Below are 14,608 nucleotides of genomic sequence, written 5' to 3'. Positions count from 1 at the left end.
CTCCTATTCGTTGATGCGACGGGCCAGGTTATTGGCGCTGTCGATCAACACCCGGCGATAGTCGTTGTAGTTTTTGCTCGCATCGGCGCGAGGGGCGACGATACACAGGGTCGCAATGCTGACGCCCTGCGCGTCCCGGACCGGGGCGGCAAAGCAGTGGGTAAAGGTGTCGGCCACGCTGTCGAAGGAAAAGAACCCATCGAGGGTGGCCTGGCGGATCTGCGCGAGGAAGGTCTCCAGCGGCAGGCGCTGGCCATCCGGCAGGATAAAGTCGTCGTAGTCGATCAGGTCGATGATCTGCTGGTCGCTCAAGTGCCCCAGCAACAGGCGCCCGGAGGCCGTCCACGGGATCGGCGCGTTTTCACCGATGTCCGAGGAAATGCGGAAATGCCGCTCGCCTTCTCGCATCAGCGCCACCGTGTATTTACGCCCGTTGAGCAGGCACATCTGCGCGGTTTCGTGGGTTTGGCTGACGATCTCCTGCAAGGCGTGGTCGGCCTCGCGGGTCAGGTCGAAATGACGCAGGTGCGCCTGCCCGAGGAAGTACAGCTGGCGGCCGAGGTAGACGTGACCGTCCTTGCCCACGGTTTCGAGGATGCGCCGCTCCAACAAGGAGGCGACCAGTTCATAGACCGTGGATTTGGGGCTGCCGATGCCGCTGGCAATATCATTCGGGCGCAGGGGCTGGCCGATCTCCTTGAGAAAATCGAGGATATCGAATGCACGGTCCAGGCCTTTGGCGCGGCGTTTGATGGTGTCTTCGGTCATGGCAATTTCGGTCCGGTCGAAATGGTAGGGCTGGCGCAAGTCCACTGTGGGAGGGGCAAGCCTTCTCCCACATTTGATCTCTGGTGGGCTTAAGAGTGGGGGCAATTTAGCCCTTTTTCTTGTAGGCCACGCAATCAATCTCGACTTTGCAGTCCACCATCATGTTGGCCTGCACACAGGCCCGCGCCGGGGCGTGTTCCGGGGTGAAGTACTCGCCGAAGACCTTGTTGAAACTCCAGAAGTCCCGTGGGTCTTCCAGCCACACGCCCACCCGCACCACGTCTTTCAACTCGTAGCCGGCTTCTTCGAGGATCGCCACCACGTTGCGCATGGTCTGGCGAGTTTGCTCGATGATCCCGCCAGTGATGATTTCGCCGTCCACCGCAGGCACTTGGCCCGAGACGTACAGCCAACCGTCCGCTTCCACCGCGCGGGCGAAGGGACGAGGCTGGCCACCGCCGGCAGTGCTGCCGGCTCCGTAACGAGTGATGCTCATAAAACGATGCTCCTGATTAAAAACGAATGTTCTTGAGAAATTCCGCCAGGCGCGGCGATTGCGGCCGCTCGAAGATATCCTTCGACGAGCCCTGCTCTTCAATCCGGCCCTGGTTCATGAAGACGATCTTGTCCGAGACTTCATAGGCAAAGCGCATTTCGTGGGTGACCAGCAACATGGTCATGCCCTCTTCCGCCAAGCCCTTGATCACACTGAGCACCTCGCCCACCAGTTCCGGGTCAAGGGCCGAAGTGACTTCGTCGAACAGCATCAGGCTCGGGTTCATCGCAATGGCACGGGCAATCGCCACACGCTGTTGCTGCCCCCCGGACAACTGGCCCGGGAAGTGATTGCGGCGCTCCAAAAGTCCTACACGGTCCAACCATTTTTCCGCGAGTGCCACCGCCTCGTCCTTAGGCATTTTCTTAACTTTTAACAGGCCGAGGGTGACGTTCTGCAACGCGGTCAGATGGGGAAACAGGTTGAACTGCTGGAATGCCATGCCGGTCATCGCCCGGTGCTGGGCGATCACGCGCTCGGGGTGACGCACGCGCTTGCCGCCGATGTCGCTGTAGCCGATGGACTCGCCATCCAGGGTGATCTGCCCGCCCTGGAATTCTTCCAGCAAGTTGACACAACGCAGCAACGTGGTCTTGCCCGAGCCGCTGGAGCCGATCAACGTCACCACGTTGCCGCGCTGCATGGACAGGTCGACGCCCTTGAGCACTTCGACCTCGCCGTATTGTTTACGCAGGCCGCAGATATTCAGCAGCGGTTGGTTGGTTTGAGGTTGGTTCATGGCAAGGCCACCCGCTTTTCAATGTAGCGCCCGAATAACTCGATGGCGTAGTTGATGACAAAGAACAGAAACCCGGCGAACAGGTAAAACTCCAGGGTCATGAAGGTACGTGCGATCACCTGCTGGGTACTCAGCAGCAATTCAGCGACGCCGATCACCGAGAGCAAGGTCGAGGCCTTGACGATTTCCGTCGAGGAATTGACCCAGGTCGGCAGGATCTGCCGCAGCGCCTGGGGCAACAGCACGTAAGCCAGGGACTGCCGGAACGTCAGGCCTATCGCCTTGCCGGCTTCCAGTTGACCACGGGGAATGGCTTGCAGCGCACCGCGCACGATTTCCGCGACGTGGGAGCCGCAGAACAGCGTAAGCCCGACGGCGCCGGCCTGGAACGCGCTGATTTTCCAGCCGAGCGCCGGCAGCATGTAGAAACACGCCAGCACCAGCACAAACACCGGGGTGCCACGGATCAGGTCGACATACAGGCGAAACGGCGCACGCATCCAGAATCTGCCGTAGGTCAACACCAGCCCGGCGAATATGCCAATCAGGGTGCCAAAGATAATCGCCAGCGCCGAGCAGTAAATGCTGGTCTGAAACCCCGCCCAGAGCGTATCCCGGGCGATCCACAACTCATGCAGCCAGCTGGGGGACTCGTACATGGAAACCCTCCTTAACGACGGATCGCCAGACGCTGTTCCAGGTAACGGAGCAGCATGGCGATGAGATAACAGGCCGCCACGTAGAGCGCGGTCGTGACCAGCCAGGTTTCAATCACCCGGTAGCTTTCGACGTTGATCTTGCGGGCGTAATAGGTCAGCTCGGGCACCGCGATGGCGGCGGCCAGGGAGGTGTCCTTGAACAGCGAGATAAAGTTGTTCGACAGCGCGGGCAGTACGTTGCGCAGCATCACCGGCACGGTGATATACGCGCGGATCCGCCATTCGCCGAGGCCGATGGCCAAGCCGGCTTCGCGCAAGCCCTTGGGAATATTCAACAGCCCGGCGCGGAACACTTCGGTCAGGTAGGCGCCGGCGTACAAGGACAAGGTGATGATGAACGACGGAATCTTGTCCAGGCGGATGCCGAGGCTGGGCAAGGCGAAGTAGATCAACAGGATCAGCACCAGGATCGGCGTATTGCGGATCACCGTCACATACACCGAGGCCAGGATGCGCAACGCGCGGTGTTTGGACAGCATGGCAAACGCCATCAACAGGCCGATCACGCAACCGATGGCGATCGACAGCAATGCCAGTTGCAGGCCCAGGCCGAGCCCCGCCAGCAAGGTGTCGAAATCACGCCATACGGCGGCAAAGTTCAACTGATAGTTCATGGTCAGCAGTACCTGATGGGGGCGCCGTTGGCGGCGCCCCGGTTTTCACGAATCACTTGAACTCGACGGGGAAACCAATCGCAGGTTCCGGCAGGTCCACACCGAACCACTGCTTGAACGACGCCTTGTAGGTGGGGAACTCCACACCGGTCATGGCTTCATGCAGTGCGGTGTTGACGAAGTTCAGCCAGTCCTGGTCGCCACGCTTGACCGCACACGCGTAGGTCTGCGGGCTCCAGGCATAGGCCGGGCTGCGGTAGCGGCCGGGGTTCTGCACCATCAGGTACTTGACCGAGGACTGGTCGGTGGCGGCGGCATCGGCGCGACCGGAGTTCACGGCCTGGTACATCAGGTCGACGCTGTCGTACTGGTCGACCTTGGCCTTGGGCAGCGCCTGGTGCACCAGTTCTTCGGCATACACGTTCTGCAGCACGGCCACGGTGACGCCATCGCCCGCCGCCTGCAGGTCTTCGATTTCCTTGTACTTGCTGTTGTTTGGCAGCAGCAGGCCCACGCCTTCGCGGTAGTACGGCAGAGTGAACGCCACTTGCTGCGCACGGCTGGCGGTGACGGTGATGAATTGGCAGCTCATGTCGACCTTGTCGGTCAGCAGGTTGGGAATGCGTGCGTCGGAGGACTGCACCACAAACTCGACCTTGCTCGGGTCGTTGAACAAGCCCTTGGCCACAATGCGGCCGATGTCGATATCAAACCCCTGCAACTTGCCATCCGCTCCCTGGAAGTGCCACGGCGCATTGGTACTGCCTGTACCCACGATCAGGTGCCCACGCTTGAGCACATCATCGAGCTTGCTGTCCGCCGCCTGCACGATGCCTGCGAGGGAAGCCGATGCGGCGAAGAGAAAAACACACGCTTTAAACACGGAAGGTCGGTGATGCATGACAAGCACTCCAGGAGTTGTGTATTCCGCTATACCGGAACTTAGTATGTAACAACGGAATAGACAGCAGAAAGTGTGCCACACGCACCGAGCAAAACCTATGACTACGATAAAACGCTTATTAATCAGAGAGATAACTCGCGACGTGAGATGCGGCGTTGCGCCAGCACTTGCAAGCAGATTGCTACCCAAGGCCTCACGCGAGGGTGACAGCACGATTCAAGTGCGTCACCGCCCTGTTACTACGCACATCGGCGGTGCACCCTCCCATGGAAAATCCGCGGTGCTGGACTAGCCTTTGGCACACGCCTCATGACAAGGACCGCACTCCGATGAAGTTCAGTCTTACCCTGGTTTTGCTGTGTTTTCTGGCAGCCGGCAGCGCGCAGGCCAGCAACGACCGCCGAGAATGCAAAGAAGAACTGCGCAAGCTCAAAGCTGCGTTCGACACCAACTACACCAGCCAGAATCACCATGGCTATCGCCGCGCCAAGGCGTCCCGTGACAATGAGGAATATCGCAAGTGCGCGAGCCAGGCGCGCAAGGCCCGGGAACGTGCGGAGCGTGATGCGGACCTGTGAAGGTTGACAGTAGACGGTAGTGGTCCCCCAGCTTAGCGTTGGCGAAAGCCTGTTCGGCTCAAAGGGAGATGATCATGGGGATTGCCACAGCAACCATTGCCAATGCAGAAGACTACCGGCGCGCGCTGAGCACTTCGCGCCCGGTGTTCATGCTGTTTGTCTCAGATCACTGCCCGGCCTGCGGAGTAGCCGGGCCGCTGTTTGAACTGATTGCAGCCCGGTATCGATCAGTGGTGAGCATGGTACTCGATTGCGCGAAGACACCGAGGCACCCAGAGGTTACAGGCACCCCGACGCTGCTGATCTTCCAGAACGGCACCTTGAAGGAAACATTCAAAGGTTTCGGACCGGAAGAGCAGCAAGCGCAGTTTGTGGAAGATACCTTCAGGCGCTATGCACGCCGCAAGGATGCAATAACACCTGCGTCACCCGCCGCTCCTCCACCGCTGCCACCGTCAGGCGCCAGCCCTCATGCTCCAGGCTATCGCCCACCATCGGCAGGCGGTCGAGCAGGCTCATGACCAAGCCAGCCAGGGTCTGGTAATCCTCGGTCGCGACAGCCTTGAAGCCGGTGCGCTGACGAATCTGGGTGAGGTTCAAGCCGCCATTGGCACGGAAGCCAGCGCCTTCCTCGACAATATCCGGCCCTTCGATCTCACTGGCATCCGGCAATTCACCGGCGATGGATTCAAGAATGTCGGTCATGCTCAATACGCCCATGAAGTCACCGAACTCGTTGATCACGAAGGCGATATGGGTCGATTCCTGGCGCATCTGCTCCAGGGCATTGAGGATCGAGAAGCTTTCCAGCAGGTTGATCGCCCGACGCGCGAGGTGCTCCAGGTTCGGCTCGTTGCCGGCCAGGTATTCCTTGAGCAGTTCTTTCTTGTGCACAAAGCCCAGCGGCTCATCCACCGCGCCATTGCGGATCAACGGCAGGCGCGAATAAGACGAATGCATCAGTTTCAGACGAATCGTGTCGGGATCGTCAGCCAGGTCGATAAAGTCGACGTTGGCCCGCGGCGTCATCAAGGTGCGAATCGGCCGCTCGGCCAGTTGCAGCACACCGCTGATCATCACCCGTTCACGTCGGTCGAATAGCGGCCCTTGCGCAGCATCCGTCTCGCCCAACAGGTCCGCCACGTCTTCGCCCACCTCTTCCACCGCCAGGCTGCGGCCGCCGAGCAGGCGCATCACCGCATGGGCCGTCCGCTCACGTACCGGCAACACCCCCTGCGCAGATTTCTTGCGACGCGCGCGGGCAATCTGGTTGAACACTTCGATCAGGATCGAGAAACCAATCGCCGCGTACAGGTAGCCCTTCGGAATATGGAAACCCAGGCCCTCGGCGGTCAGGGCAAAACCGATCATCATCAGGAAGCCCAGGCACAGCATGATCACCGTCGGGTGGGCGTTAACGAAGCGCGTAAGCGGCTTGCTCGCCACGATCATCAGGCCGATGGAAATGATCACCGCGATCATCATCACCGCCAACTCATCGACCATGCCCACGGCAGTAATCACCGCATCCAGGGAGAACACCGCGTCGAGCACCACGATCTGCGCCACGATCGGCCAGAACATGGCGTACGCCACATTGCCGGTGCGCTGGGCCACATGACCTTCCAGGCGTTCGTGCAGTTCCATGGTGGCCTTGAACAACAGGAACACACCGCCGAACAGCATGATCAAGTCACGCCCGGAGAAGCTCTTGTCGAACACCTCGAACAGCGGCTGGGTGAGGGTCACCAACCAGGAAATACTCGCCAGGAGGCCCAGGCGCATCAGCAGCGCCAGGGACAAACCGATCAACCGCGCACGGTCACGCTGCTCCGGTGGCAGCTTGTCCGCCAGGATCGCAATAAACACCAGGTTGTCGATGCCCAGCACCAGTTCCAGCACAATCAAGGTCAACAGGCCGAGCCAAGCCGTTGGATCCGCTAACCATTCCATTTATATAAGTCTCTTTACAGGTTTCAGAATGCCGGACACGGCAACGCACGATCGGTGGACCGGGACAAGGCTAGCAGTCGGAATACGGGATGTTTCAGCGGGAACAGCGGCAGCAAATGTCTTGGGGAAAGACGACCGGGAGGCTCCAAGAGGATGTTCATGCACGTCCTGAAATAACAAAAGGACTTGAATCGTACAGTCGAAACACAAATGTCCCACAACGCAAAAGTATTACAAAACCTGTCTTCGGGTATGACTCACCCACATGGGTTACAAATCAGTTCACACACATAGGTAACAGTTTTTAACTGGCAGGGTCGATTTCGCGAGGATCTGACCATGCCCTGGAGAGAGCTGAAACCTATGGACCTCAAAGTGATGTTCATCGCTGAGTATCTATCTGAAAAGCACAGCTTTAGCCGGCTGTGCCAGGACTACCAGATCAGCCGAAAGACTGGCTACAAATGGGTCGAGCGCTATGAACTGGAGGGACCCAGTGGGCTCGACGAACGTAGTCGCCGACGGCACAACCAAACTTATGTGGTGCCGCTTGTTGTGAGGCAGGCAATTATTGAACTTCGTTCGATTGGCGAAACGACTCCAGGTCCTAAAAAGATCCAGAACGATCTGATGAAACGTTTTCCGGGGCAGGATCCACCGTCGAAAACGACGATTTACAACATCCTTAAGGCCGCTGACTTGATCACGCCTCGATCGTCGCGTCAGCGTGTCGCGGTCTATCCCAAGCCTTTGCGTAAGGCAGAAACGCCTAATCAGCTCTTCAGCGCTGATTACAAGGGCCAATTTCTTACCGGTGCGGGCGTTTGGTGCTATCCGCTGACGATCATGGATCATGCCAGTCGCTTCCTGCTTGCCTGCAAGAGCATGGCCAATACCAATCTCAAGGAGACCCAGCAAACCTTCGAACGCGTTTTTCGTGAGTATGGAATGCCTGAGCGCATCCGCACCGATAACGGCGTGCCGTTTGCGAGTACAGGGCGTGCGGGGCTGTCGCAATTGTCAATCTGGTGGTTACGCCTTGGGATTATTCCTGAGCGAATTGAGCCCGGTCGGCCAGACCAAAATGGACGTCATGAACGCATGCACCGGACATTGAAAAGCACCTTTCCCCAACCGCCGGCAATTGCTTGGGAGGCTCAGCAAAAACACTTTGATCGATTTATGCAGCACTACAATTATGAGCGAGGGCATGAAGCGCTCGGGCAGAAAACACCTGCTTCATGCTACGTGCCGTCAATCCGGGCCTACCCAGAGAAGCTGCCGGAAATGGGATATGCCAGCCATATTGAGTGTTACCTGGCTGACTGTAGTGGAATCATCAATCGAGGTGGCCTGCGCATTTACGTGGGTCACCTGCTCAGGCATCAGAACATTGGAATGGAGCTGATCAAGGACGGGGTATGGAATGTGATTTTCGGTCCGGTGATCTTAGGTCACGTCAATGCCAGGGATGCAAAGAACGGCTATGTTTCAATCAAAGTGTCACCTATGTGAATGCACTTTTTTGTAACCCATGTGGTTGTCCCGTACACTTCGAACCCCACACAAAATCATGTGGGAGGAGGCTTGCCCCTCCCACACTTGAGCACTGGCGTGTCAGGTCTTACGGGTTGCATCGTCCAGCGCGAGGATGGTGTGGGCATTAGTGACGGTGGTTGCGAGGGTATTGATCACCCCCGACCGCAACGCCCCCAACGTCGCCGCCGCCTTGGTGTTCTCACTGGCAATCGCCACCACGTCCGGGATGCGAAACAACTCCTGCACCGTCAACCCGATCACCCGCCCCTGAATCGCGTTGACCGCTGGCTGGCCGTGAATATCGATGAAGTCATAGCCCATCATGTCGCCCACGGTGCCGGATAGGCGCGCCTGGGCAATCTCCTGGGGCGAGAACCAGCCCATGCGCACCATGTTGCTGTTTTCGCTCATGTCACCGATGCCGATCAGCGCCATGTCTGCCCGCCGCGCGCGGTCGAGAGTGGAGCGCACCGTATCGTTATTGATCAACACCCCGCGCAGCTCCGGGTTGGCCACCAGGGCCGGGGCGTACAGGCTTTCACTCTCGCCGCCAAAACGCAGGGCCAGGCGCCGGCAGATGTGATCGGGGTTCATGTATTCGCCGGCCTTGAGCGAACCGCCAATGGCGCAGACAAATGTGCAGTTGCGCGTCACCGGCAGGAACACGTTATCGGCCACGGCACCGACATTGCGGCCCATGCCGACGGCGACGATCATGCCGTCGCTCAAGGTCTTGTTCAGGTAGTTGGCCACCAGGCTGGCGACGGCCGAGCGCTGGGTATCGGGATCACTGTGATCGACTGCGATCAACGCGCGATCCAGCTTGAAGCGCGCCACCAGCGCCTGTTCCAGCTCGTTATTCATCGCCGGATGCTGCAAAACGCGCACCTCGACAATGCCTTCATCCCGCGCGCGCTTGAGCAATCGGCTGACTTTTGCCCGCGACAGGTCGAAGCGCTTGGCGATGGCTTCCTGAGTGACGTTCTCGAGGTAATAGAGCATCGCCACTTCAGTCATCTGATCAATATCGCTGGCCATGCGCTGGGTACTGTCACTCATGGGGACGGGCTTCCGTTTCGGCGTCAAAGGCGCATTCTCCCGACTCTTGCCCTGCTACGTCCACTATTGATGCCCATCGCGCTCGATCGCATTGATGCGCTCGACCTTGGCCCCGGAACGGGCCGCCTCGAACTCCGACTCCAGGAACGACTTGACGATGCTTTTCGCCAGTTCGGCGCCGATCACCCGCGCGCCGATCGACAGGATCTGCGCATCGTTACTCTTGCGCGCCCGCTCTGCCGAGTAAGTGTCATGGGCCTGGGCCGCACGGATCCCCAGCACCTTGTTGGCCGAAATCGCCATGCCAATCCCCGTGCCGCACACCAGCACGCCCAGGCGCTGCTGCCCGGCGCTGATGGCGGTGGCCACGGCCAGGGCGATGTCCGGGTACAACACCGGCGCGGTGGAATGGGTGCCGAAGTCGGTCACCGGATAGCCCAGCGCCTCGATATGGCGCTTTAACAGCTCCTTGAGCTCAAAACCCGCTTCATCGCATCCGATAGCCACCGGGAAAGGTGTGTTCATGGCGTCTGGCTCCGCTGCCGAGGTCGTGCTTACGACTGATCAATTGATCACTCAATGAAATTTCTCTCATTCATTTCGCGGGCTTTACCCCCTTCCTGTCAAGCATGATTTAACTGACCTGCCAGTCAAAGCCGTCTAAAAAAGGCTAATTGGCGTAAAAGATCAGAATCACACCATTTACATGAAAGAGATTGACTGATCAGAATTTCATTTGATACACATATGATCACAGCGAAACATGACTGTGCGACCTAATAAGAATTCACAGCACGAGGACACGCCGATGGCCACGCCATTACTGCTCCAGGCTGAACACGTCGCCAAGGCTTACGCCGGGATCCCTGCCCTGCGTGACGGGCGCCTCTCTCTGCGGGCCGGCAGCGTCCACGCCCTGTGCGGCGGCAATGGCGCAGGCAAGTCGACTTTCCTGAGCATCCTGATGGGCATTACCCCGCGTGATGCCGGTAGCATTCTGCTCAACGGCACCCCCGTACAGTTCAACCGCCCCAGCGAAGCCCTCGCGGCGGGGATCGCGATGATTACCCAGGAACTGGAACCGATCCCCTACATGACCGTCGCCGAAAACATCTGGCTGGGCCGCGAACCGCGCCGCGCCGGCTGCATCGTCGACAACAAGGCCTTGAACCGCCGCACCCGCGAGCTGCTGGAAAGCCTGGAATTCGAGGTCGACGCCACCAGCCCCATGCACCGCCTTAGCGTGGCGCAGATCCAATTGGTGGAAATCGCCAAGGCGTTCAGCCATGACTGCCAGGTGATGATCATGGACGAGCCCACCTCGGCCATTGGCGAGCGCGAAGCCGAAACCCTGTTCAAGGCGATCCGCCGTCTCACCGCGCGCGGCGCCGGCATTGTGTATGTGTCGCACCGCTTGAGCGAACTGGCGCAGATCGCCGACGACTACAGCATCTTCCGCGACGGTGCCTTTGTGGAAAGCGGACGCATGGCCGATATCGACCGCGACCATCTGGTGCGCGGCATCGTCGGCCAGGAACTGACCCGCATCGACCACAAGGTCGGCCGTGAATGCGCCGCCGACACCTGCCTGCAAGTCGACAGCCTCAGCCGCGCCGGCGAGTTCCACGACATCAGCCTGCAACTGCGCCAGGGTGAAATCCTCGGTATTTACGGCCTGATGGGCTCGGGCCGCAGTGAATTCCTCAACTGCATCTATGGCCTGACCGAGGCGGACTCCGGCAGCGTCACCCTGCAAGGCAAGCCCATGCCCATCGGCCAGCCCAAGGAGAGCATCAATGCCGGCATGTCGCTGGTCACCGAAGACCGCAAGGACAGCGGCCTGGTGCTGACCGGCAGCATTCTTTCCAACATTGCGCTGTCGGCCTACAAGCGCCTGTCGAGCTGGTCGCTGATCAATGCGCGCAAGGAAACCCAGCTGGCCCAGGACATGGTTAGGCGCCTGCAGATCAAAACCACCTCACTGGAACTGCCGGTGGCGTCCATGAGCGGCGGCAACCAACAGAAAGTGGTGCTCGCCAAATGCCTGTCGACCGAACCGGTATGCCTGCTCTGCGATGAGCCGACCCGGGGGATCGATGAGGGCGCCAAGCAGGAGATCTACCACCTGCTGGATCAATTCGTGCGCGCCGGTGGCGCGGCCATCGTGGTGTCATCCGAAGCCCCGGAACTGTTGCACCTGAGTGATCGCATCGCCGTATTCAAGGGCGGCCGCCTGGTGACCATCAGCACCGACACCGCCCTTTCCCAGGAAGCCTTGTTGAGTCTTGCCTCATGAATGCCAAAACCATTGCCGCCCCTATCACAACAGCGCCACGCAACCGCCTGCGCCTGTCCCTCGACCGTTTCGGCCTGCCGCTGGTGTTTATCCTGCTGTGCGTGGTGATGGCGTTTTCCAGCGAGTACTTCATGACCTGGCGCAACTGGATGGACATCCTGCGCCAGACCTCCATCAACGGCATCCTCGCGGTGGGCATGACCTACGTGATCCTGACCAAGGGCATCGACCTCTCCGTCGGCTCGATCCTGGCCTTTGCCGGGTTGTGCAGCGCCATGGTCGCGACCCAGGGCTACGGGCTGCTGGCGGCGGTGAGTGCGGGGATGTTTGCCGGGGCGATGCTCGGCGTGGTCAACGGCTTTATGGTCGCCAACCTGTCGATCCCACCGTTCGTGGCCACCCTCGGCATGCTCAGCATTGCGCGCGGCATGACCTTCATCCTCAACGACGGCAGCCCGATCACCGACCTGCCCGACGCCTACCTGGCCCTGGGCATCGGCAAGATCGGCCCGATTGGCGTGCCGATCATCATCTTCGCCGTGGTCGCGCTGATCTTCTGGATGGTGCTGCGCTACACCACCTACGGTCGCTACGTGTACGCGGTGGGCGGCAATGAAAAAAGCGCGCGCACCTCCGGGATCGGCGTGCGCAAGGTGATGTTTTCGGTGTACGTGGTGTCCGGCCTGCTCGCCGGGCTGGCGGGCGTGGTGTTGTCGGCACGCACCACCTCCGCCCTGCCCCAGGCCGGGGCGTCCTATGAGCTGGACGCGATTGCCGCCGTGGTCATCGGCGGCACCAGCCTGTCGGGAGGCACCGGCAGCATTGTCGGCACGCTGTTCGGCGCGCTGTTGATCGGCGTGATCAACAACGGCCTGAACCTGCTCGGCGTGTCCTCCTATTACCAGCAGGTCGCCAAGGGCCTGATCATCGTGTTTGCAGTACTGATCGACGTGTGGCGCAAGAAAAAACGCTAGAGAACGACCACTACAACAATAACCGGAGTTCCCCCCATGAAACTTGGTACCACCCTGGCCGCCGCGGCGGCTCTCTCCCTGCTCGCCGGCAGTATCGCAATGGCTGCCGATGGCAAGACCTACAAAGTCGGCGCGGCCGTCTATGGCCTCAAGGGCCAGTTCATGCAGAACTGGGTTCGCGAGCTTAAGGAACACCCGGCGGTCAAGGACGGCACCGTGCAGTTGACGGTGTTCGATGGCAACTACGACGCCCTGACCCAGAACAACCAGATCGAAAACATGGTGACTCAGCGCTACGACGCGATCCTGTTCGTGCCGATCGACACCAAGGCCGGCGTCGGCACAGTCAAGCAAGCCATGAGCAACGACGTGGTAGTGATCGCCTCCAACACCAAAGTCGCCGACGCCTCGGTGCCCTACGTCGGTAACGATGACGTCGAAGGCGGCCGCCTGCAGGCCCAGGCCATGGTCGACAAGCTCAACGGCAAGGGCAATGTGGTGATCATCCAGGGCCCGATTGGCCAGTCGGCGCAGATCGACCGCGAAAAAGGCGAGCTGGAAGTGCTGGGCAAGTACCCGGACATCAAGATCATCGAGAAGAAGACCGCCAACTGGGACCGCGCCCAGGCCCTGGCGCTGACCGAAGACTGGCTGAACGCCCACCCCAAAGGCATCAACGGCGTGATCGCACAGAACGACGACATGGCCCTCGGCGCCGTGCAGGCCCTCAAATCCCACGGCCTGACGTCCAAAGATGTGCCTGTCACTTCCATTGACGGCATGCCGGACGCGATCCAGGCGGCGAAAAAAGACGAAGTCACCACCTTCCTCCAGGACGCCCAGGCTCAGCCCCAAGGTGCGCTGGACGTGGCCCTGCGCGCACTGGCCGGCAAGGACTACACGCCGCAGTCGGTGATCTGGGAGCGCTATGCCAAGGACGTGAAATGGGGTGATGGCACGGCCAAGACCTACATCCTGCCGTGGGTGCCAGTGACTAACGCCAACGCCGATGCTCTGTACAAACAGGTCAGTGGCAGTAAGTAATCATTGGCTTGAAATACAGTCAAGTGTGGGAGAGGGCAAGCCCCCTCCCACCCGAGATCTTCACTGTTTTCGAAAATGGAGTCATGTAAATGCCTGGATTCTGGAACCAAGCCTTCGACCTCAGCGGCCGTTGCGCGGTGATCACCGGTGGTGCCGCCGGTATCGGCCTGGCCTGCGCCAGCCTGCTGGTGCAGCGCGGCGCCCGCGTGGCCTTGCTCGACCGCGACCCGGCGGTGGTTGAAGTGGCAGCAAGCCTGGGTGCCGGGCATCTGGGCATTGCCGTCGACCTCAGCCAGATCAACCAGGTGCAACACACCATCGATCAGGTCTTCGAACACTTCCAACGCCTGGACTACCTGATCAACAGCGCCGGCGTGGCCCTGCTGGACAAGGCCGTCGATGTCAGCGAAAGCGCCTGGGACACCACCCTGGACATCAACCTCAAGGCCAGCTTTTTCGTGGCCCAGGCCTGCGCGCGGCACATGCTGGCCCAGGGCAGCGGGCGCATCGTCAACCTCGCCTCCCAGGCCGCGGTGATCGGCCTCGACCGCCACGTCGCCTACTGCGCGAGCAAGGCGGCCATCGTCGGCATGACCAAGGTGCTGGCCATGGAATGGGCGCCGCACATCAACGTCAATGCCATCTCCCCCACCATCGTCGAGACCGCGCTGGGCAAGAAGGCCTGGGCCGGTGAAGTCGGCGAGCGGGCCAAATTGCAGATCCCGGCGGGCCGCTTTGCGCAGCCGGAGGAAATCGCCGGGCTGGCGCTGTACCTGCTCAGCGATGCCGCGCAGATGATCACCGGCGCCAACATGGTGATCGACGGTGGCTACAGCATTCAGTAATTCATTTATCTGTCGTGAGG

Annotated in this window: 15 protein-coding genes and 1 pseudogene; 7 read left to right on the top strand and 9 right to left on the bottom strand. The window is 60.1% G+C overall.

The genetic code is table 11. The annotated features are described in order from the left end of the window. Positions 1 to 3: 3 nt before the first annotated feature. The 6 genes from FBY10_RS19695 to FBY10_RS19670 form a co-directional block, all read right to left on the bottom strand. Positions 4 to 768, bottom strand: coding sequence for an IclR family transcriptional regulator (locus FBY10_RS19695; RefSeq protein WP_145337516.1), 765 nt, complete (start codon positions 766 to 768; stop codon positions 4 to 6). A gap of 106 nt (positions 769 to 874) precedes the next feature. After that, positions 875 to 1,264 (bottom strand): RidA family protein, encoded by a 390-nt coding sequence (locus FBY10_RS19690; RefSeq protein ID WP_010210958.1) that lies wholly within the window; start codon positions 1,262 to 1,264, stop codon positions 875 to 877. 16 nt (positions 1,265 to 1,280) lie between these two features. After that, positions 1,281 to 2,063, bottom strand: coding sequence for an amino acid ABC transporter ATP-binding protein (locus FBY10_RS19685; RefSeq protein ID WP_131699291.1), 783 nt, complete (start codon positions 2,061 to 2,063; stop codon positions 1,281 to 1,283). Continuing rightward, positions 2,060 to 2,722: an amino acid ABC transporter permease gene (locus FBY10_RS19680; protein WP_145337515.1), complete on the bottom strand. Its 663-nt coding sequence runs from the start codon at positions 2,720 to 2,722 to the stop codon at positions 2,060 to 2,062. Before FBY10_RS19680 ends, FBY10_RS19685 begins: the two co-directional genes overlap by 4 nt. 11 nt (positions 2,723 to 2,733) lie before the next feature. Next, positions 2,734 to 3,396 (bottom strand): amino acid ABC transporter permease, encoded by a 663-nt coding sequence (locus FBY10_RS19675; RefSeq protein ID WP_115488214.1) that lies wholly within the window; start codon positions 3,394 to 3,396, stop codon positions 2,734 to 2,736. 52 nt (positions 3,397 to 3,448) lie between these two features. Further along, entirely contained in the window at positions 3,449 to 4,297 is an 849-nt protein-coding gene (locus tag FBY10_RS19670; protein WP_027608633.1) for a transporter substrate-binding domain-containing protein, read from the bottom strand. Between the two features lie 332 nt (positions 4,298 to 4,629). On the opposite strand from FBY10_RS19670, the gene FBY10_RS19665 reads away from it, so the two are divergent. Beyond that, entirely contained in the window at positions 4,630 to 4,878 is a 249-nt protein-coding gene (locus FBY10_RS19665; RefSeq protein ID WP_131699289.1) for a hypothetical protein, read from the top strand. A gap of 68 nt (positions 4,879 to 4,946) precedes the next feature. Continuing rightward, positions 4,947 to 5,243 (top strand): annotated as a pseudogene (locus tag FBY10_RS19660) (thioredoxin family protein); the annotation flags it as partial. A gap of 19 nt (positions 5,244 to 5,262) precedes the next feature. Here the strand turns inward: FBY10_RS19660 and FBY10_RS19655 are convergent. Beyond that, on the bottom strand, positions 5,263 to 6,831 hold the full coding sequence (locus tag FBY10_RS19655; protein ID WP_131699288.1) for a TerC family protein: 1,569 nt from the start codon (positions 6,829 to 6,831) through the stop codon (positions 5,263 to 5,265). Positions 6,832 to 7,170: 339 nt separating this feature from the next. On the opposite strand from FBY10_RS19655, the gene FBY10_RS19650 reads away from it, so the two are divergent. After that, positions 7,171 to 8,346, top strand: a complete 1,176-nt coding sequence (locus FBY10_RS19650) for an integrase core domain-containing protein (protein ID WP_131700823.1) — start codon at positions 7,171 to 7,173, stop codon at positions 8,344 to 8,346. Between the two features lie 102 nt (positions 8,347 to 8,448). Here the strand turns inward: FBY10_RS19650 and FBY10_RS19645 are convergent, their stop codons facing one another. Continuing rightward, positions 8,449 to 9,429, bottom strand: coding sequence for a sugar-binding transcriptional regulator (locus tag FBY10_RS19645; protein ID WP_027608636.1), 981 nt, complete (start codon positions 9,427 to 9,429; stop codon positions 8,449 to 8,451). Between the two features lie 63 nt (positions 9,430 to 9,492). Beyond that, entirely contained in the window at positions 9,493 to 9,954 is a 462-nt protein-coding gene (gene rpiB / locus FBY10_RS19640) for a ribose 5-phosphate isomerase B (RefSeq protein ID WP_145337514.1), read from the bottom strand. 283 nt (positions 9,955 to 10,237) lie between these two features. On the opposite strand from rpiB, the gene FBY10_RS19635 reads away from it, so the two are divergent. From FBY10_RS19635 to FBY10_RS19620, 4 genes are all read left to right on the top strand, one after another. Further along, complete coding sequence (locus FBY10_RS19635) at positions 10,238 to 11,725, top strand: sugar ABC transporter ATP-binding protein (protein WP_131699287.1); 1,488 nt, start codon at positions 10,238 to 10,240, stop codon at positions 11,723 to 11,725. Beyond that, positions 11,722 to 12,699 carry an ABC transporter permease gene (locus FBY10_RS19630; protein WP_145337513.1) on the top strand — a complete coding sequence of 326 codons (978 nt, stop codon included), beginning with the start codon at positions 11,722 to 11,724 and terminating at the stop codon, positions 12,697 to 12,699. Before FBY10_RS19635 ends, FBY10_RS19630 begins: the two co-directional genes overlap by 4 nt. Before the next feature lie 36 nt (positions 12,700 to 12,735). Then, a complete protein-coding gene (locus FBY10_RS19625; protein WP_145337512.1) occupies positions 12,736 to 13,743 on the top strand; it encodes a substrate-binding domain-containing protein in 1,008 nt (335 codons plus the stop codon). A gap of 89 nt (positions 13,744 to 13,832) precedes the next feature. Next, complete coding sequence (locus tag FBY10_RS19620; RefSeq protein ID WP_145337511.1) at positions 13,833 to 14,588, top strand: SDR family oxidoreductase; 756 nt, start codon at positions 13,833 to 13,835, stop codon at positions 14,586 to 14,588. Positions 14,589 to 14,608: the final 20 nt, after the last annotated feature.

Source organism: Pseudomonas sp. SJZ103 (assembly GCF_007828335.1).
Lineage (GTDB): Bacteria > Pseudomonadota > Gammaproteobacteria > Pseudomonadales > Pseudomonadaceae > Aquipseudomonas.
This window is presented reverse-complemented; position numbering and strand designations above follow the sequence as displayed.

Excerpts from the sequence above, each read along its gene's own strand:
- FBY10_RS19695 (WP_145337516.1), bottom strand. The coding sequence starts at position 768 with ATGACCGAAGACACCATCAAACGCCGCGCCAAAGGCCTGGACCGTGCA.
- FBY10_RS19670 (WP_027608633.1), bottom strand. The coding sequence starts at position 4,297 with ATGCATCACCGACCTTCCGTGTTTAAAGCGTGTGTTTTTCTCTTCGCC.
- FBY10_RS19645 (WP_027608636.1), bottom strand. The coding sequence starts at position 9,429 with ATGAGTGACAGTACCCAGCGCATGGCCAGCGATATTGATCAGATGACT.
- FBY10_RS19680 (WP_145337515.1), bottom strand. The coding sequence starts at position 2,722 with ATGTACGAGTCCCCCAGCTGGCTGCATGAGTTGTGGATCGCCCGGGAT.
- FBY10_RS19665 (WP_131699289.1), top strand. The coding sequence starts at position 4,630 with ATGAAGTTCAGTCTTACCCTGGTTTTGCTGTGTTTTCTGGCAGCCGGC.
- FBY10_RS19630 (WP_145337513.1), top strand. The coding sequence starts at position 11,722 with ATGAATGCCAAAACCATTGCCGCCCCTATCACAACAGCGCCACGCAAC.
- FBY10_RS19690 (WP_010210958.1), bottom strand. The coding sequence starts at position 1,264 with ATGAGCATCACTCGTTACGGAGCCGGCAGCACTGCCGGCGGTGGCCAG.
- FBY10_RS19650 (WP_131700823.1), top strand. The coding sequence starts at position 7,171 with ATGCCCTGGAGAGAGCTGAAACCTATGGACCTCAAAGTGATGTTCATC.
- FBY10_RS19655 (WP_131699288.1), bottom strand. The coding sequence starts at position 6,831 with ATGGAATGGTTAGCGGATCCAACGGCTTGGCTCGGCCTGTTGACCTTG.
- FBY10_RS19620 (WP_145337511.1), top strand. The coding sequence starts at position 13,833 with ATGCCTGGATTCTGGAACCAAGCCTTCGACCTCAGCGGCCGTTGCGCG.
- FBY10_RS19675 (WP_115488214.1), bottom strand. The coding sequence starts at position 3,396 with ATGAACTATCAGTTGAACTTTGCCGCCGTATGGCGTGATTTCGACACC.
- FBY10_RS19625 (WP_145337512.1), top strand. The coding sequence starts at position 12,736 with ATGAAACTTGGTACCACCCTGGCCGCCGCGGCGGCTCTCTCCCTGCTC.
- FBY10_RS19635 (WP_131699287.1), top strand. The coding sequence starts at position 10,238 with ATGGCCACGCCATTACTGCTCCAGGCTGAACACGTCGCCAAGGCTTAC.
- FBY10_RS19685 (WP_131699291.1), bottom strand. The coding sequence starts at position 2,063 with ATGAACCAACCTCAAACCAACCAACCGCTGCTGAATATCTGCGGCCTG.
- rpiB (WP_145337514.1), bottom strand. The coding sequence starts at position 9,954 with ATGAACACACCTTTCCCGGTGGCTATCGGATGCGATGAAGCGGGTTTT.